Origin of the sequence: Apilactobacillus quenuiae, from assembly GCF_002994005.1 — a bacterium.
In the GTDB taxonomy this organism is placed as follows: Bacteria; Bacillota; Bacilli; order Lactobacillales; family Lactobacillaceae; genus Apilactobacillus; species Apilactobacillus quenuiae.
Genome location: NZ_POSN01000002.1, coordinates 135,742 through 154,988, shown reverse-complemented (window position 1 = coordinate 154,988; position 19,247 = coordinate 135,742). Strand labels below are relative to the sequence as shown.

Genomic DNA, 19,247 nt, shown 5'->3' with positions numbered 1-19,247 from the left:
TTATTCAACATCCTTTCTTGAATAGAATATTTTATAGGAGCCATAGCAAATTACTGAAAAAGGAACTCCAATAATAATGGCGATCCGTTGATTAGGATCAAAAGTTATACCTATTAGTGATAATAAACAAATAATAATTACTAACCATGGCATAAGTGGATAAAGTGGTGTTTTATAAGATAATTCATTTATTGAATGACCATTTTTAATGAATTGTTTCCTAAAATTTAATTGTGACCATCCTATTATCAACCAAACTACGACGACTGCAAATGCTGAAATAGCAGTTAATGCTAAGTAAACGGTGTTAGGCGCATAAATACTAGAAAATAATGATAAAAAGCCACCTAAAATAGTTAATCCTAAACCATATATTGGGATACCATTTTTGCTTAATTTAGATAATTTTTTTGGTAAAGTTTGCTTTTCTGCTAATGACCAGATCATTCTAGAAGCAGCATAAATTCCGGAATTGGCACCTGAAAAAATTGTGATGAATAAAATTATGTTCATAATATCAGATGCATAGGGGATGTTTATTGATTGTAAAACAGTTACGAATGGACTTTGTGATAGTGAAGAAGAGCTCTGCGGTAAGATAGAACCAAGTGCAATAATAGTACCAATAAATAAGATAACTAGAGTAATTAATGTTTTACGAATTGCTTTAGGAACTGACTTTTTAGGATCTTTACTTTCACCAGCTCCCACAGCAATCATTTCAGTTCCTGAAAAAGCAAAATTAGCAGATAGAATGATTGAAATAACGGGTGATATACCATTTGGTAAAATTCCATTTTTGAATAATTGACCAAAAAAGGGAGTAAAGTTTTGGTGATGAAAAGGTATAATTTTAAAGATTATTAAAATACTAATAGTTAGAAATATAGCTAGGGCAATTACTTTGATTAACGACATATAAAATTCACTTTTTGCAAATAAATTCATATTAATCATATTTAATAATAAAATTACAATGGCAAAAATTAAGCTGTATCCCCAAACGGGAATGAAATTTACATATTGCTTGATAATAGTCGATAAAGCAATGAACTCAGATCCTAATGCAATGGTCCAAGTTAGCCAGTACATCCAAGCTACGACAAAGCCCATAGCTGGACTAATATATTTGCTAGCATATGTATGGAATGCTCCAGTACTAGGATTATGAACTGATAACTCACCCAAACATGCCATTACCATGCATACTAATAATGATCCGATAACATATGCAATAATCGTACCGATGGGACCAGCAAATTGAATTGAGTACCCAGTACTCATAAAAATTCCAGTACCAATAACACCACCTAATGACATTGTAATTAAGTGTCTACTTTGTAAATCTTTAGATAAACTTTGTTTGCCCATATTTATCACTCCTTAAAAAGAAAAAAGCACTCGCCCTTATTTAAAAGGGCGAATGCTTCGCTGTACCACCTTAATTTATAGTCTTATTCAAAACTACCTTATCCAGAACTTCTTACATATTCCTTTGTGCTATATCGTGCACTTTCCGATATGAGTTAAATATCACTCATAAAGGTTCAAAGACCATTTTCATTAACAATAATATACCCATTTGCATCAACCATGAGTTTTCTGAAAAATTATTATTTAACTACTTTTCTCATCAAAACCTAATTATTTAATTTATTATTAATAATTATAATTATAATTTGTGAATAGTCAATTTAAAATAAATAATAAGATTATCAAACCATTTCTGATTGATATAAAAATATGTATAATAGAGGTATATTATTAATATAATTCTAGTTGAAAGTGAGATTTTAACATGATTGAAAAGTTCTTAATTGGAACATATACTACTAAACTTAGTAAAGGTGTTTATGAAATTGATTTAGACACTGATAAAAAAGAATTAAATAATTTACAATTTGTTGCTAAAGGTAAAAATCCTACATATGTAGCTATGTCAAAGGATAATAAAATTTATTCAGTTGATAAAGCTGAAAATGGGGCCGGTGGAGCAATGGCTTTAGATGCTTCTATTCGTCCTACTACAGAAATAAATCGTTGTATTAATGAAGCAACGAATCCTGCTTACATTACTGTGGATGAGCAACGTCAATTTGTATATACTGCTAACTACCATACAGGAGAAGTAATGGTATATAAAATTGAATCAGATGGTTCTATTGATTTTCAAAACAAAGTTGTTCATGAAGGTCATGTTGGACCAAGACCTGAACAACAAAATGGTGCGCATCCTCACTATGCAGATTTAACTCCAGATAACCGTTTAGTGGTTGTTGATTTAGGCCAAGACCGTGTTTATGTTTATAATATTAATGATGAAGATGGTAGCTTAACTGAAGTTTCATGTTTACAAATGGAAGCAGGCTTCGGTCCCAGACATATTGTATTTGATGAAAAGAAGCATCTTGCCTACTTAGTAGGTGAATTAAGTAGTAAGTTAGCAGTTCTAAAATACGATGCTGAGAATGGTTCGTTTGAAGTTAAACATATTGTAGACACAATTCCACATGATTGGGCTGACCATAATGGATCTGCTGCAATCAGAATGTCTGCTGATGGTCGCTTTATTTATGTTTCAAATCGTGGAAACAATAGTCTAGCTGTATTTGAAGCTAAAGATAATGCTAAAGTTGAGCGTATTCAATTAATCCCAACTGAAGGTGACTTTCCACGTGATTTTAACTTTAATTCTGATGAAAGTTTCATAATTGCTGTTAATCAAAATAGTGATAATGCTACACTATATTCTCGTGATAAAGAAAATGGTAAATTATCAGTTATTCAAAAAGACTTTATGGTGCCAGAAGGTGTTTGTGTAGCTCAAGAATATTAATTATAAAAAATAACGCACAGTTAAGTGCGTTATTTTTTTTTATTATGCCAAAATTTATTTATTAAATATTTAGTAGTTGCTTTATTATAAGAAATTTTTAAGTTCCAATTTTTTGGAAAAAACTTTTGGTATCTTTGTTGATTGAATCTAAGATCCATAAGCATAATATTTCCTACATCATACTCAGTTCTAATTAATCTGCCGGCTGCCTGCATCACATTATTAAGTCCAGGAAGCTGGTAAGCATATTCAAAGCCATGACCATTTTCTTTATTGAAAAAATCTCTAATTAAATTATTTTCCGCATTTAATCCAGGTAAACCAACTGAAACAATGCCAACGCCAATTAAAGCATCATGCTTTAAATCAATTCCCTCACTAAAAATGCCACCTAACAATGCAAAGCCAACTAAAGTATTAGCTTGATTAGCTTCAAATTGATTAATGAATGATTTTCTTTCTTTATCTTCCATTGAGGACTTTTGACAAATTGTTTGTATATTAGGATATTTTTTTATGAAGGCTTCAAATATTATTGATAAGTATTTATTTGATGGAGCAAAAATAATATAATGACCTTTTTTACTACTAATCATATCGTATATACTTTCAATAATTAGATTGAGGCTATTATTTCTTTTTTTATAAGTAGTTTCAATATAGTTTGTACCAATTACTTGCTGATTATTAACTGGAAAAGGGGATTCAATCTCAAAAGCTAAGCTATCTTCTTCGTTTCCTAAAACTCTTTGATAATAATCAATTGGTGATAATGTTGCAGAAAATAAAATGGCACTACCACCCAATCTTAATGATTCACCAAGATTAGGACTAGGATCCATACAGAAAAGTTTGATAATAATATTTTTATCATAAGTATGATAAATTCTAGTTTTATAAGTATCATCATAATATTCATTGATTTTTTGATAATGAAGCAATTTAAAATAATAATCTAAAATTTCATCATTTAATTGATCTTCTGGATGTTCCTTCCTTAGCCAATCATGGATGCTTTCAATTAATTTATTAACTTGTTTGTTAAATGCATCTAGTGGTTCTGATATACTTATTTGATCGATGTTATTATTTTTTAAAATTTTAGTGTGGATGTGAAACGAGCGACTAAATAATTTTAGAGAACGATTTAATTTATCATTAATATCAGGATTATTTTTACTCATTTTTATTAAATCTTTTAATTTACTATCGCTTAATGCAGCAGAATACATATCACGAGATCGATTTACTAAGTTGTGAGCTTCATCAATTAAAAATACATTATCTAAATCTTCTACTGCAAAAAATCTTTGCAAGTATACTTGAGGGTCAAATAGATAATTGTAATCTCCAATAATAACATCACAAAAAAGACTTAAATCTAGTGAAAACTCAAATGGATCTAGGGTGTACTTTTTTGCATATTCTTGTACTGTTACTCTAGTTATTTGATTTTCATGTTTCAATATTTGTTTGATTGCTGGTTTTAACCGGTCATAGTATCCTATCATGTAAGGATTATCTTCTGGTTTCAAATCCTTTTCTTCATCAAAAGTTATCTTATCTTTTGAAGTTAGGGTGATGCTCTTGATATATAAATTCTTTTGGGCCATTAAGTTAATAGTACTTTCAGCTACTTGTTGCGTACTTTGTTTAGCTGTAAAATAAAAAATTCGATTACATAATTTTTCACCCATTGCTTTGATAGCCGGAAATAGTGTTGAAATAGTTTTGCCTGTACCAGTAGGGGCTTGTGCAAATAAGTGCTTATTAAATGCAATTGATTTATAAACAGCTGCAGATAATTCACGTTGACCCTTACGAAAATCTTTAAAGGGAAAAATCATAGATTTAGCTGATTTATTACGTTTTTGAATAATGTCGTTGCGTAGTTTTAACCATTCTTCATATTCTTTAATTAATGCCTGAAAGAAATTTTTAGCGTCATCTCGATTGATTTCTTTAAACTGAGTTGATATTTTCTCATCAGGTGTTTGTACATATGTTAATTTAAGTTTAGCTTTTTTTATTTTAGGGTTTGAATCCATTAATAAATAAGCATACGCTTTTATTTGTCCCCAATATAGTTTTAAAATGCTATCGGGTAATTCTTCAAATATAGTGTCTGAAGTTTTAATTTCTTCAATTTCAGCAGAAGTTTGTTTTAAAACAAGACCATCAATTCTACCATCAATTTGAAAATCAATATTATTCATCTTTATTTTTTTATAAAGAGAGACTTCAGCTTTGTATTCTTTGCCATGTTTTTTTTGTAATTTACGATGAATTTTAGATCCTTGTTGAGCAGTGTTATTACTATTTAACTTAGTATTTAAATCACCACTTCTAAGTGTGAATTCGACTAATTCACGAACGCCTATTTTATTAATAATAAAACCCTCCTTAACAAATAAATTATGAAAGTAGTTATGTATATGAATGAAAATGAATTACAAAAGCTAGCTGTAGCTTTTGAAAAATATAATATAAAGATTGAGTATAATGGCTTAATGATTACTAAAATTAATCGTCAACCAGCTCAATTAAATGCTGGTACTTATATGCTAGATCAAATGGTTGAATTAATATGTAGATTTATGCAGAATCAAATAATTAAAGATATATGGAAAATGTAATATAATTGTAACTTACGAAGAATTTTTTAGCATGGTATGGTTGAACTTGTTGATAAATTTACTAGTTTAATAAGGAGATTGTATTAATGCCAAGAAATTTTAAAGAGGAATTGATGTTTACTGGAATGATGGCCGGAATGATGGTTATTGTTATGGAAGCATATAATATTGCCATTTCAAGCGGGGTTGATTCAGAATCTATTTTAGAAATCTTAAAGGGATATCCGTTAGCTTTGATTGTTGCAGCTATTTTAGATTTAGCATTAGTGGGTCCAATAGTTAAAGGTGTCTTTTTTAAATTTATTTTTAAACCAGAATGGGAAGAAACACCAATCAAAATTGCTCTATGGATTTCATGCTTAATGGTTTTAGGAATGGTTACACTAATGTCACTATTTGGGATTATTGTAACATTTGGTTTAGACAATATTTCTTTTGGAATTTATGCCCATGCATGGATTTTTAATTTAATTGTTGCCTTACCATTACAGTTAATAATTGTTGGTCCTATTAGTCGTATGGGACTAAATAAAATTCAATCATCAAGTGGTAATTCTAATGAAATTTAAACAAAGATAGATGGCTATATTTAGCTGTCTATTTTTTTATTTTAGATTGATACTTATAAAAAGATAGTGAAAAAATATGCAAATACATTTATCATAGGAATATATGAATACGCAAACTAAAGGAGAATTAAAATGATTAAAATCGTAACTGATTCAACAGCATTAATTCCAGATAAAGTAGTTGAAGAGTTAGGAATTAAAGTTATTCCATTAAATGTAAGTATTGGTGAGCAATCTTTTAAAGATGATATTGATATTAATGGTAAAAAGTTAATTAAAGATATTGAGGAGAATCCGAAAGGTGATTTTCCAATTACCAGCCAACCATCAATTGGAGATTTTGTTGAATTATATAATAGTATTACCGCTAATGGAGATACTGTTTTATCCATTCATATGACAGATTTATTAAGTGGAACAGTACATGCTGCTCAACAAGCTGCACAAATTGCAGATGGGAATGTTAAAGTTGTTAATTCTCATTTCATTGACCAAAGTTTAGGTCATATTGTAATTAGTGCAGCCAAATTAGCTAATTCTAATGAGTATAATCTTGATGAAATTTCAGCTGCTGTGGATAAAATGATTGAAAACAGTAATTTATATATTGGCGCTAGCACTCTAGAAAACCTAGTTAGGGGAGGTAGAATTAGTAAAGCTAAGGGAATTATTTCAAAGCTAATTAACCTACATGTTATTTTTGAAGTGTTGCCAAAGGATATGGACTTACAGGTCAAAGGTCGTGGTAAGAAGACTTTTACTAAGTGGCTAGACAGATACTGTGAAAGTGTAGAAAATGAAGGATTTGAATTCATTGGAATCAGTTATACAGGAGATGATACTTTCCCATTAGAAATAAAAAGACGTCTGGAAGAATTGTTCCCAGACGTTGAAATTTCAATGTTATACACTTCTGCAATTGTAGCAACACATACCGGTAACAATGCATTTGCCGTTATGACTTGCAAAAATTGGTCTAAAGGAAAAAACTAAATATTATTCCTAAAATACCACCAATAATTGGTCCTAACAATGGCACAATAGAGTACTTCCATTGTGATAATCTTTTATCATAGGTTCTTGAGAAAAAGAATCTAGGTATAATATCACGAGTTGGATTAAAAGCAGCACCGGTAATTGGTGCGATAACAGAAATTATAATAGTCATTAATATTGATGACCAAATAGTCTTAATCCACCAAGGACTTTCGACGTTAGATATTGTTTGGGTATTTACAACAATTAAAAATGTACCAAAAATTTCCCAACCAAAATTAGCACGCCAATTATTAATATTTCTTGGTACAGTTGCATAAAAATTAAGGTTTAAAGGCAAGCTTCTTAACCATTTAGACCAAACTAGTTTAACGGTTAGTGACGCTAACCATGCCCCAAATATTTGTGTAATAACTTCACCAACAAATATCCAAAAACTGATTTTGCCACTTACTGCTAATGTTAATGAAACTACAGGATTAAATCCAGCAGTACCAAAGAAAATAGTAGTGATAAACGAAGGAATTAGGATACTAAGTCCCCAATAAAATCCTGTTAGGAAACGGCTTTGATGTTTTGGAAATAAGAAATAGTTAATTACAACACTACTTACTAGACCAAGCGATAACATTATATATGTACCGATAAACTCACCTAATAATGATTTCATTGAACGATTCCTCCTTTACTAAATATTTTATATTAAAATTAAATAATATTAATCTGAAAAAAGCAAGCCATAAATATAGGCTTGCTTTTTTATGCTTCCCAATTGTCTAAGACTTTTTCATTTTTACCTAAGTAATTGAAAGCTCTTTTAGCAATTTCAGGTGCCTTTTTATTTACAATTTTACTATCATGATCATAAACATCGTTGAGATACCCAACACCAATATTGTAAAACTTTTCAGTTCTACCAAAGCCTTGATCATTAAATAAATTATCTAAATTTTTAATATCATCTTTACCGGACTCATAAATCTTTTTGGCAACATCAACATTGTTACCTAATTTTTTAGTTCCGTATTCTACCAAAAAGTCATCCATATCATGGATAATTTTTTCTTCCATATTAAGTATTTTCTTTTTGGTCATTTTAATCACCTCATAATTAATTCTAATTCTAGAGGCAATTTATTATCAAGCGGATTGTTTGTAAAAAAATAATCACTATACATCATGTATAGTGATTATTATATTATTATTTATCTAATTTAATTTGCCCACTAATACTAAATAGTACAGTTAATAGTACAGCCATAAAGCCACCAACAACAATTCCATTATCTAAAATGATTTGTGCTGCTTTAGGAAATGATGCAAAGATTTGCGGATAAACGGTAACACCAATTCCTGAACCTACAGCAATTGCAACAATTAATAAGTTAGCATTTTTATTAAAATCAACTTGTTGAAGAATTCTAATCCCTTGAACTCCAACCATTCCAAACATTACAATCATTGCACCACCAAGTACGGAACTAGGTACAACTGTAGCAAAAGCACCAACCTTAGGCAATAGTCCTAAGATTAATAAAAATAAGCCGGCGTAATAAATAGGACGCTTAGTTTTGATTCCTGATAATTGGACAACTCCAACATTTTCAGAAAATGTTGAGTATGGGAAAGTATTAAAAATTCCACCAAGCATGGCTGCAATTCCTTCTGCACGATATCCTTTTGCTAATTCTTTACTACTTAATTTGCGACCAGTTAAATCACCTAAAGCTAAAAATACTCCAGTAGATTCAACCATTGTAGTTAATGATACTAAAATCATTGTCAAGATTGCGGACCAGCTAAAATGTGGAGTACCAAAGTAAAATGGTTGTGGCAATTTGAACCAACTGGCGCTGGAAACTGAGCTTAATGAAATCATTCCCATAGCACCAGCTAATCCAGTTCCAACGACCATTCCAATTAATACTGAAATAGATCTTAAAAATCCTTTGCCAAAAATATTAATTAATAATACAACAACCATTGTAACTAAACCAACGGTTAAGTTTTGAGCATTTGCAAAAGTTTTGGCACTGGCATCACCACCACCTAAATCTTGCACAGCAACTGGGACCAAAGAGAAACCAATAATTGTAATTAATGATCCGGTAACAACTGGTGGGAAAAATCTTCTTAATTTCGAGAAAAGTCCAGAGATTAAGAACACAAATAATCCAGAACAAATAATAGCACCATAAATATAAGTAACTCCCAAAGTACCACCAATTGTTTCAAGTGGGGTAATAACCTGAACAGCACATCCTAACACAACTGGTAATCCAATTCCCGTAATAGGAGTACGTTTAAGTTGAAGCAGGGTTGCAATACCACACATAAAAATATCTGCAGAGACTAAATAAGTCATTTGAGCAGCATTAAAATGTAGAAACGCTCCAATTAATAAAGGTACTATGATATCACCAGAATACATAGCTAATAAATGTTGTAGACCTAAAACAGCAGCTTTTAGATGTGAGACTTGTTTTAAATCTTTTTCACTATTGTCCAAAATAATCCTCCTAAATTTACTATTGACCTATATGTAAATAAGCAAACAAAAAAATCCTCATGCATAAGCAAAAGGATTTAAATCTTTTCGCTTATAGTCTGAAATTTAAGGTTTCAGGTAGAAACTTACTAACCATATTTTAGTAATTATATAGGCAATAAAATATATATTATTAAGATAAATAGTATATTAAAATATTTAAAAAATCAACCTTATCATATTCTATAATTGTGATAGCAATTAATTAAATGTACAATGTAAAGTATTAGTTTTTATATTATTAGGAGGCATTTTGTCTTGAAGAAAATTTTAGCAATCCATACAGGTGGAACTATCTCTATGTCTCAAGATGATAGTGGGGAAGTAGTTCAAAATAAAGAAAATCCTATTGCGAATCAAAATAATTTATTAGGTCGTAATATTAAAATTGTAAATGAAGAGTTATTTAATTTACCTTCACCACACATTACGCCTAAAGTAATGTTGAAAATCGTAAATCGTATTAAGCAAGCAAAAAATGAAGGCTACTACGGTGTAGTGGTTACTCATGGAACGGATACTTTGGAAGAAACAGCATACTTTTTAGACTTAACTTTGAAAAATGATATGCCAGTAGTTGTTACAGGTGCAATGCGTTCTTCTAATGAAATTGGTTCTGATGGTCTTTATAATTTGTTGAATGCTGCTGCTACTGCAGCCAATGAAAATGCCAAAGGTAAGGGGGTCTTAGTAGTAATGAATGATGAAATTCATACTGCTAGATATGTAACTAAAACACATACTACCAATGTAGCAACTTTTAGAACCCCAACCTTTGGGCCAATTGGAATTATTAGTAAACATCATCCATCATTCTTCCAAGAATTAATTAAAAGTGAAGTTGTAGATATTAATAATGTAGTTGATGGTGTTTATTTGATTAAGGGCTTTGCAGGGATGGATGGTACATTATTCGATGCTTTGGATAATGACCAGACTAAAGGATTAGTAATTGAAGGCCTTGGCGCTGGTAATTTACCACCTGCAACCTTGCCATCATTACAAAAACTATTGGATCGAAATATTCCTATCATTTTAGTTTCAAGATGTATTAATGGAGTCGCTCAAGACATCTATGCTTACCATGGTGGTGGCATTGAGTTGCAAGATATGGGATTAACGATTTGTCATGGATTAAATGGCCAGAAAGCTAGAATTAAATTAATAGTGGGTATTAGCGCTGGTAAATCAGGCAAAGAATTAGCTCACTTTATGGGGAACGCAATTTCTTAAAAATTGAGGTTTTTAAATATGGAGTATGTATTAGAAGAAATAAAAAAAGCATACCTAAATCATTTGTTAGTTAATATTTATTTGGTATCTGGAGATATTTTTTATACTGGTTATATTGATCGATATAATGATCATGAAGTTTTAATCAAAACTTATGAATCTACCGCGATGGCTGATGGATTTGTCGCAATTAAGCTTTTTTCAATTGAAAGTATTGAACATAAGAGTGAAGATTTAGATCGAATAGAAGAGAAAATGGTAGTTGTTGAAAATGATAATTTATTACAATTTTCTCCAAAATCAATTAATTTTGCTAGTAAGGTTAACTTATTTCAGCAAATTTTGATTCAAAGTTATTTAGACAAACAAATGATATTGATACAAGAAAATGATTCAGCAAAGTTTTATACTGGGATTATTAAAAAAGTTAATAATGATGGTATTGAGCTTTTGGTTATTAATAAATTTAAATTATCTGAAAATTATTTAACAAGTTTTGCATTTGGAAATATTAGATTAATTGAATTTCAAGGCAGAGAACTTGAAACAATGAGTAAGGTAATTGATAAAGTGCAACCTAGCAATTTAATTGCCCATACAGCTAAATCTATTAATCATATTGTTGAAATGCTGACTCATTCTTTTGATCAACAAAGTTTTGTTGAAGTTAATGCCAGATATAATCATAATTATTTTTATGTGGGTAAAGTCATTATGATTAATGAGGATAGCATTGTTTTAAAAGTTGTTGATATGGCTGGACAATTTGGTGGATATGTATTAATGAGGATGTTGGCTATTGATAGTGTGACCGTTGATACTGATTATTTAAATATTATGCAATTAATGGTTCAAAACAATATTCAACAATCAACTGAAGAACAACCAGTCTTAAATGCAGATCGTCAATTTGATGTAACTGAAAATAATTTATTATTACTGTTGAATCAATCATTGGGTATGAAGCATTTGATTAGGTTACAATTAAAGAACGGCAATGTATTTTTGGGCTATCCATCATTAATTACTAATGAATATATTAAATTTAATTTTTTAGATGAAACCAGAACTTTCTTCATTAATGATAAAGAAATTCCGGTAAATGATATTGCTGAAATTGGTTTTGACTATATACAAGCTTATTTAGATGAACGTCGTTTAAAATTAAATGGAGATTTATAAAAAAAGATACTATGCATATGCATAGTATCTTTTTTATCATGAATTTCAGATTAGGCTAAAGTTTGTTTGATTATATTAACTTCGTCTTGATTTGGTGACTTTTCCATACTTTTAATATCATGTAGTTCTTCCACGCTAAAATGTAGTTTAAAAGCTAACAAAGTATCTGGGATATCATGATCCTTTTGATAATTAATTATTTCTTCGGCAATATTATTCATTTTACGTTCCATCTGAAATTCCCCCTATGTAATTAGCGTTCAATTTCATTATAACGTAATTATGAATTTACACATTAATTTAGTTTCAAAATGCAATTAGTATCAATTGAACAACCACAATTGTAATAATTATTTTTACATAATCAAATTTATTTATATGTATAATCTTAAAATGAGTTCTAGGATTATTTTCAACAAATAAATGTGAGGTCATACCTTCAGCTAATAAATTAGACCAGTTTAAAGCTGACATAATACTTTTAAAGTATAAAGTAGGGGATAAGAAAGTTAAGTGTAAGTTTCTCATCGTAGCTGACATCTTAATTTGCTTAATTTCTTTTTTTATAGTTTCTGTTAAATTAAAAGCACCTAATACACCATATGCAAATTTAGAAGGTAGATTGAAATTTTGTTCAAGTGTAAAAGCTAAATCCTCAATTGATGAGGTTTTAGTAAAGGTAGCTCCTAAAAATACGTATGCATAAACTCTTGTTGCAAGGATTATTCCATAATTTGCACTACCATTTATCAACTGAGAAGAATAAATACCAATAGCTGGAATAATAGGGATAATTAGAATATGCAATAAGCTCTTAATCTTTATCTTGTTCAATATTAGTATTAATAGACTAAAAGCGATTATAATAAAATTCAATATTAAGTTTTGGGTAAATGATATTTCAAATGCAATTATTAATATAGTTATTAATTTAAGTGCTGGATCCATTTAAAAAGACTCCTTATACTCCAATTTATTATTGCTTAATTGGACATGAAAATCTATTAGTTCTTCTAGCTGATATCTTTGATGACTAATAATTATTTGTGTTTGACCTCTTTGTTTAGCTAATTTAATGATATTAGTTATAGCCTTTATTGATTTCAAATCTAATCCTTCGAAGGGTTCATCTAATAATAAAACTGAATGGCCCATAATTACCATCGACAAAATTTGTAGTTTCTTTTTTTGACCTTCACTTAATGAATATACTACTTGGTCTAGTAGTGATGTTAAGCCTAAACTATTAATAAAATTATCAATTTCTGTTTGAGAAAATAATTTATGATTATGTTTCTTTATTGATAATTTAATCTCTTCTTTTACAGTTAGTTTAATGAACTGTTTTTCTGATTCTTGAAAGATAATTCCTACTTTTTTGTAGTATTTCAAACTTCTTATTTTTTTTATGCTTTTTTGATTCAATAATATCTCGCCATCAAATGAATGATTTTTAATTAGTGTATTGAACAATGAAGTTTTACCAGATCCATTCTTACCGGTGATTAAAGTTGTATATCCTTTATAGAAGTTAATATTACTGTCTTTAATTAAATCCTTATCACCGTTACTGATAGATAGATTTTTAAGGGATAGGATAATAGGTTGCTTATCAGGGATAGAGCATTTTATTGATGAAGATAATTGAAATTCTTTGAACTTTCTAATTGCCGTTTCATATGAATTTGATTTAAAAGTATTATCATGATATATGATTAAATTATTAAATATATTTTCGTATAAAGATAAATCATGATCAACAATAATGATTGTTTTTCCCATATCTTTTAATTGATGTAATTTATTAATCATTATTTTTCTTGTTTCATAATCAACACTAGCGAAGGGCTCATCTAATAAAATGATATCTGGATTAATAGCATATATTATTGATAAAGCCATTCTTTGTTTTTCGCCACCTGATAATGTATCAAATGGATGGGATATTATTTGTTGGATGTTACCAAACTTAATGGCTTTATCAATTTTATTAACGATTTGTTCTTTTGATAACTGTAGGTTTTCCATGGTAAATATTAGTTCATCATATCCATTTTGCATGCAGAATTGCTGATTAGGATTTTGAAACATCATAGCTACTTTTTTTCTAAATGATATTTCGTTAATTGAATTTATACTTTTTTGATTTAATAAAATTTTACCTGAGGTGACACCTTCATTATATTTTGGATATAATCTTGCTATTATTTTTAATAAAGTGGACTTTCCACATCCAGATGGTCCATGAATTATTGAAATGGTATTAGATTTGAATTCTAAACTTACATTACTAAATATTGGAAATTTACTGTCTTCGTAATTGAACTTTAAATTCTTAAGATTTAACGTAGCCAAATTATCATTACTCCTATTACTTAATTACATTACTTTTGGATAACATATTATTAATTAATTTGGTTAAAATTCCACCAAATAAAAATACTGATAGCATTCTAGTAATAAACAATAGAATTAGCATATTAGGAGCATATGAGCTGTAACCATTTTTGAACCAATCCCATATAAATGTGATAATGGTTGTAGTTATAGTAGTGCTGATAATTCCAATCCAATCATAGTGCTTATATTTTGTTACAGCAAATCCTAATTCAGAAGCCACTCCTTGGATAAAACCACTAATTAAAGTTGATGCTCCCCATTGTCCACCTAGAAACATCTCTACAATAGATCCTAGTATTTCTGATAATATAGCAGCTCCGGGTTTTTTAAAAATAAATCCAGCTAATGGAGCTGCCATTATCCATAAACCAATTAATATATCATTGGCGAATGGTGCTAAACCAAAGGGGGTTAACATTAGTGATAAAGAATTATATATAAAACCAGTAGCGAAGAAAATAATTCCGCATATGATAGAGATTAATGTTAATAATATAATGTTTCTTAAATTCCAAATTTTTTGCATGTTGTTCTCCTTTCAAGGACATAAAAAAAGAGTCCCAAAAAGTTTGGGACCCTTTAAATTATTGTTAAATGCACAATGATATAAGGTAAAAGGTATTGTTTTCCTTCGCAGGGATTATCCTGAATCAGGTACAATGGGTTTATCTCAGCCTAAAAGGCACCCCAAACATTAATAATATTTATTTTATAAGTACTATACAATTAAATTAAACTAAAATCAACCTATATTTATATACAGAAAGTAGAATCGAAGATGAATAGAAAAAAATTAGCCTTTTTTGTTGCTATAATAGTTGTTGTTATATTAGGACTTGGATTTATTAACAAGGATTCCATATTCAAAAAATCTTTTAATAAAATTGAAGACTCATTCGAGGATAAAAATCATAATATTAATTTTAAATATAATTTAATTTCCAAAAAATTAAACCCGGATTTATTAAGCAAACCAGAGGCAATGGTAGCAATCGATGCTAAGACTGGCCAAATAGTTTACGCACATAATGAAAACAAACCAGAAAAAATTGCATCTTTGTCTAAATTAATGACTCTATATTTAGTTATTCAAAAGGCTCAAAAAATAAATGGATGGAGTCAAGTAGTTAATACATCTAATCCCAATTTAATAAGAATGGGACAAAGCTATGACTTGGGTGGTTTTGATTTTCACAAGCATCACAAATACACAGTTAGGGAACTTTATAAAGCAGCTTTAATTCGTTCTTCAAATAATGCTGCGATTGCACTTGGAGAATGGGTAGCTGGTAGCAATAAAAAGTTTATTCACATGATGAATCAACAGGCTAAAATTTGGCAATTAAAGGCGCACTTTGTTTCATCATCTGGCTTAGAAAATAATGATTTGAAACATTATAGCTATAATCAGTTGGGTGATATTAATGATGGTAATGAAGTTTCTGCAAAAGCAATTGGTGAAATTGCAGTCTATATTTTAAAAGAATACCCGGCAATTGTGAATGATTCAAAAAAAACTGCTACTTATGATGGTGATCAAGATATTTATAATGAGAATAATCTATTACCAGGTAAAGAGTTTTATGATCCTAGTTTAAATATTGATGGATTAAAAACGGGGTATACTGATAATGCTGGGTTGTGTTTTGTTGGTACTGGAAAAATAAAGAATAAGGATCGTTTAGTAACTGTTACTTTAAATGATAGTGATGAATTTAGTAATACTATTCGTCTAATGAAATTTGTGTACAAAAATTCTTCTTTATACAATTAAACAATCTAATCATTATAATAAGAATTTGGTAATTTTACATATATAGTGTAAAATACTCATTATGTAATTTTGCGTTTTTATATAATTAGCTTTATAGAAGGAGAAGATTTATGAAATCGGGCTGGAATTTAATTGGTTTGATTTTTTGGATTGCTTTAATTATTTATGCTACGTTTGTAGTACATAATATTGGTGTAAGAAGAAGTAGAATCATTTTAAACAACAATTATTCCTTTTCATGGAATCATTTGTTTAAAACTTTGGCACAGCTTATTATTTTATTTTTAGGATTAGGATTTATGTTATTTGAAACATTTAATTCAAATGTTAGGACTAAAGACATTGCAATTAAAAGAGAATATAATCCCTTGGTATTAGACACTAATGGTAAAAATTCTTACTATGTTAAAGTTTTAAAACAAAAAACTCCTAACTTGAATCAGTCTTATTCATATTTAATTAAAAATAAAAAGAATCAAGTTTCTAGTAATACATCTAATGTTTTGACTGGAAATAACAATGCAGTCAATATTCCTGATTTTGCATTTGATTGGAAAAATCAAAGTATAAAAAAATTAGATGATCATTATCAAAAAGCTTGGGTAGTTAAAGTTAAAGCTACTTATAAAAATAATTTTTTAAATGGCATAGGTTTACATGCAGGTAAACAAGCACATGAGTATACATTGATTAGGGTTCCAGATAGCTCATTTATATATACAAGTTAAAAAATAGTCCAACAATTTTAATTGTTGGACTATTTTTTACATATATTTTGTTGGATTATTTACAGAAATATTTAAGATATTTTTACTAATATTATCAGCAGCCGTCAGAATATCATCTTTAACTCCAGGACGAGGGATAGCACTTGTAACAAAATACAATCCTTCTGTATTTAGTCCCCAAGTGAACATATTAGGTTCGTCTTTGACTTGATCACTTTTCACATCAATATCAATAGAGGAATTATTAACATTATTATCAGATAAATGAATTACTTGTGGTTTGATAATATTGTTTTTCTTTAAATTAGTTAGTAATGGGTTATCGGTAATATTTATATTAGGTGCATTTGTTCTTGCTTCAATCAAAGCATCACCTTGTATGATTTGGTGTCCATAGAAAGCAGAACGAGTTATAAATTTATGATTAGCACCAATAACTTGCATTTGAGGGGGTAAAATTTCAACAATACCAGCATTAATTAAAGCTAAAAGTTCTTCACTTCTAATTACAGGAGCGCCCATTGATAAGAACTTAATATTTGAAGAAAATTGTCCTTTATATTTGTTTACGTAGTCTTCGTTTGATAATAAATTATTAGCTAAAACATATCTAATATTATTTCTTAAGTCTCTTAGCATTTCTAATGCACCGATAATAGGGCCAGTTTTAGATCCTAATCGAGCATCTTTTATTACTGCCGATAACCATTTCTTTACATGGCCTTGATAGTCTTCCATATTGGTTATTTTTATACCAGCAACGGGATTCAAAATTAAGTCCCAGTTGAATAATGATTCACTAGATAATTCTGATTTTTTAACGACATCAATTGGACTATTACTCTTTAAAAAATCATCTTGAAATTCTTTTAAGTTAATATTAGGATAATCTTTTTTAATTAAGAACGTATAATAACGATATTCAACATCTAATCTTAATAGTCTTTGAAAATCCTCAAACGGTAATTTACCATTTTTAAGATGTTTATTAATGTTATCTTTAGTTAAGAAATAAGCAGAATAGTTTTCATCAAATTTTTTTTGACTAATTGCTTTTGGATAATATGGAATTCCACGTCTGGATCCAGCAATAATTTTAGGTTCTTTTTCAGATTTATGATAAATTAAGCCACCATTTGCATCTTTAGTAAATTTACCACCACGTTCTTTAGTTAGGCGACTTACATAATCATTAAAGCTAAGACCTAGTCCGCGAATAATTACAGTATTTTGATTATTGATTTTTGACAAATCAACTTCATCTGCATATTCAGGAAAAATATAAGTTAAATTGTTCTCAGTAGCATATTTTTTAAATGACTTCTCAGTATTAGATAACTGATTTTCTTGTTGTCCTAAACTAAAGACAACTTTATCAACATTATAAGCATCATTTGATTTTACAATGAATTTATCATTATTTTTTTGAATATCAGTTACTGTTTGATTAAGATGCAATGATAAATTAATATTATTATCTTTGCTAATTTCATTTGTTAATAGTTTAAAGAACCAATTGCAGTATGCTCCACAAATTGCTCTAGGAACATAACTATTTTCTTTTAGACTTTTAATTGCATTTATTAATTCATTTTTATTTGGATATTTATTTTCATCTAATGATTTAATAAATTTTTTAGATTGATCTGATTTTATCCAATCTGCAATTGAATAACTATTTTTTTGGTTGTCATTAAACAACGTTAGTTCATTAGCAGGTGTATTCATAATTAAATCAATTGGTTGATTTATTTTCCAAACACGACCACCAATATTTTTTCGATCAAACAGATAAATGTTTATTTGTTGATTATTGTTTTGTATTAAATTATTTAACAAGAGTAATCCTCTAGGACCTGCTCCAATAATTGCTATTTCCATATATTCAGCACTCCTTTATCATAATAATAATGTTAACATGAAATGATTTAAAATTTGTATTTTTGATTTTAAAATAAACCAAGCTGATGTGATAAAATTATAATTAAGGATGGTGTTATAAATGAGCGAATCAATTCCAGAAAGTATGGATGAAGTAAAATTAAAGATGGCACGTTTAACGATTGATGGTCATAAAAATGTAAATGAAGATGAGATTATAACTAAAGCAGTTAGTGATTTGTTTCAGGATTATTTGGATGAAGCTGAAGAGGGTCATTATGATACTGCTAATTTAAATGCTGATACAATCAGCGTTATCGACGTTACTGGCAATGAAATTACTTCTTTTAAATCAAAAGAAAAAGATTTTGTATCAGATTTTAAAAGAGATGCTATGGAACTTTGTTTTAGATTAGAGGATGAAGCCATTAAAATTGCTAAAATGTAAATAAAACGACTAGTTA

General features: G+C 28.9%; 19 protein-coding genes and 2 riboswitches. Of the genes, 9 read left to right on the top strand and 10 right to left on the bottom strand.

From position 1 onward, the window contains the following. Positions 1–1,371, bottom strand: coding sequence for an amino acid permease (locus C7N44_RS03200; protein ID WP_105956460.1), 1,371 nt, complete (start codon positions 1,369–1,371; stop codon positions 1–3). Between the two features lie 427 nt (positions 1,372–1,798). On the opposite strand from C7N44_RS03200, the gene C7N44_RS03195 reads away from it, so the two are divergent. Then, on the top strand, positions 1,799–2,836 hold the full coding sequence (locus tag C7N44_RS03195) for a lactonase family protein (protein WP_105956459.1): 1,038 nt from the start codon (positions 1,799–1,801) through the stop codon (positions 2,834–2,836). A 29-nt stretch (positions 2,837–2,865) separates the two neighbouring features. Here C7N44_RS03195 and C7N44_RS03190 read toward each other — a convergent pair whose 3' ends face one another. Then, complete coding sequence (locus C7N44_RS03190) at positions 2,866–5,229, bottom strand: ATP-dependent DNA helicase (protein ID WP_105956458.1); 2,364 nt, start codon at positions 5,227–5,229, stop codon at positions 2,866–2,868. Positions 5,230–5,271: 42 nt separating this feature from the next. Here C7N44_RS03190 and C7N44_RS03185 point away from each other — a divergent pair, with 42 nt between their 5' ends. From C7N44_RS03185 to C7N44_RS03175, 3 genes are all read left to right on the top strand, one after another. Continuing rightward, on the top strand, positions 5,272–5,472 hold the full coding sequence (locus tag C7N44_RS03185; RefSeq protein WP_105956457.1) for a hypothetical protein: 201 nt from the start codon (positions 5,272–5,274) through the stop codon (positions 5,470–5,472). Positions 5,473–5,558: 86 nt separating this feature from the next. Then, positions 5,559–6,041: a DUF2798 domain-containing protein gene (locus C7N44_RS03180; RefSeq protein WP_105956456.1), complete on the top strand. Its 483-nt coding sequence runs from the start codon at positions 5,559–5,561 to the stop codon at positions 6,039–6,041. Positions 6,042–6,173: 132 nt separating this feature from the next. After that, complete coding sequence (locus C7N44_RS03175) at positions 6,174–7,034, top strand: DegV family protein (RefSeq protein ID WP_105956455.1); 861 nt, start codon at positions 6,174–6,176, stop codon at positions 7,032–7,034. Here the strand turns inward: C7N44_RS03175 and C7N44_RS03170 are convergent. The 3 genes from C7N44_RS03170 to C7N44_RS03160 form a co-directional block, all read right to left on the bottom strand. Then, complete coding sequence (locus C7N44_RS03170; RefSeq protein ID WP_105956454.1) at positions 7,018–7,707, bottom strand: aquaporin; 690 nt, start codon at positions 7,705–7,707, stop codon at positions 7,018–7,020. The genes C7N44_RS03175 and C7N44_RS03170 overlap by 17 nt on opposite strands. Positions 7,708–7,796: 89 nt before the next feature. Beyond that, complete coding sequence (locus C7N44_RS03165) at positions 7,797–8,132, bottom strand: hypothetical protein (protein ID WP_105956453.1); 336 nt, start codon at positions 8,130–8,132, stop codon at positions 7,797–7,799. Positions 8,133–8,238: 106 nt separating this feature from the next. After that, entirely contained in the window at positions 8,239–9,549 is a 1,311-nt protein-coding gene (locus C7N44_RS03160; RefSeq protein WP_404799035.1) for a nucleobase:cation symporter-2 family protein, read from the bottom strand. 71 nt (positions 9,550–9,620) lie between these two features. Then, positions 9,621–9,720: riboswitch (purine riboswitch) on the bottom strand. 123 nt (positions 9,721–9,843) lie between these two features. On the opposite strand from C7N44_RS03160, the gene C7N44_RS03155 reads away from it, so the two are divergent. Both C7N44_RS03155 and C7N44_RS03150 read left to right on the top strand, forming a co-directional pair. After that, complete coding sequence (locus tag C7N44_RS03155; RefSeq protein WP_105956452.1) at positions 9,844–10,818, top strand: asparaginase; 975 nt, start codon at positions 9,844–9,846, stop codon at positions 10,816–10,818. Between the two features lie 18 nt (positions 10,819–10,836). Then, positions 10,837–12,000, top strand: a complete 1,164-nt coding sequence (locus tag C7N44_RS03150; protein WP_105956451.1) for a hypothetical protein — start codon at positions 10,837–10,839, stop codon at positions 11,998–12,000. A gap of 50 nt (positions 12,001–12,050) precedes the next feature. Here the strand turns inward: C7N44_RS03150 and C7N44_RS03145 are convergent, their stop codons facing one another. The 4 genes from C7N44_RS03145 to C7N44_RS03130 form a co-directional block, all read right to left on the bottom strand. Then, entirely contained in the window at positions 12,051–12,233 is a 183-nt protein-coding gene (locus tag C7N44_RS03145) for an LBP_cg2779 family protein (RefSeq protein ID WP_105956450.1), read from the bottom strand. Between the two features lie 73 nt (positions 12,234–12,306). Beyond that, positions 12,307–12,948, bottom strand: a complete 642-nt coding sequence (locus C7N44_RS03140) for an energy-coupling factor transporter transmembrane component T (protein ID WP_105956449.1) — start codon at positions 12,946–12,948, stop codon at positions 12,307–12,309. Then, positions 12,949–14,355 (bottom strand): ABC transporter ATP-binding protein, encoded by a 1,407-nt coding sequence (locus C7N44_RS03135; RefSeq protein ID WP_105956448.1) that lies wholly within the window; start codon positions 14,353–14,355, stop codon positions 12,949–12,951. A gap of 16 nt (positions 14,356–14,371) precedes the next feature. After that, entirely contained in the window at positions 14,372–14,926 is a 555-nt protein-coding gene (locus C7N44_RS03130; RefSeq protein WP_105956447.1) for an ECF transporter S component, read from the bottom strand. 83 nt (positions 14,927–15,009) lie between these two features. After that, positions 15,010–15,100: riboswitch (TPP riboswitch) on the bottom strand. 78 nt (positions 15,101–15,178) lie between these two features. Here C7N44_RS03130 and C7N44_RS03125 point away from each other — a divergent pair. Continuing rightward, complete coding sequence (locus C7N44_RS03125) at positions 15,179–16,174, top strand: D-alanyl-D-alanine carboxypeptidase family protein (protein WP_105956446.1); 996 nt, start codon at positions 15,179–15,181, stop codon at positions 16,172–16,174. A gap of 110 nt (positions 16,175–16,284) precedes the next feature. Continuing rightward, positions 16,285–16,902 (top strand): LVIS_2131 family protein, encoded by a 618-nt coding sequence (locus C7N44_RS03120; protein WP_105956445.1) that lies wholly within the window; start codon positions 16,285–16,287, stop codon positions 16,900–16,902. Positions 16,903–16,938: 36 nt separating this feature from the next. Here the strand turns inward: C7N44_RS03120 and C7N44_RS03115 are convergent, their stop codons facing one another. Continuing rightward, positions 16,939–18,783 carry an FAD/NAD(P)-binding protein gene (locus C7N44_RS03115; RefSeq protein WP_105956444.1) on the bottom strand — a complete coding sequence of 615 codons (1,845 nt, stop codon included), beginning with the start codon at positions 18,781–18,783 and terminating at the stop codon, positions 16,939–16,941. Positions 18,784–18,904: 121 nt separating this feature from the next. Between C7N44_RS03115 and C7N44_RS03110 the strand changes: the two genes are divergently transcribed. Continuing rightward, positions 18,905–19,231 carry a hypothetical protein gene (locus C7N44_RS03110; protein WP_105956443.1) on the top strand — a complete coding sequence of 109 codons (327 nt, stop codon included), beginning with the start codon at positions 18,905–18,907 and terminating at the stop codon, positions 19,229–19,231. Positions 19,232–19,247: the final 16 nt, after the last annotated feature.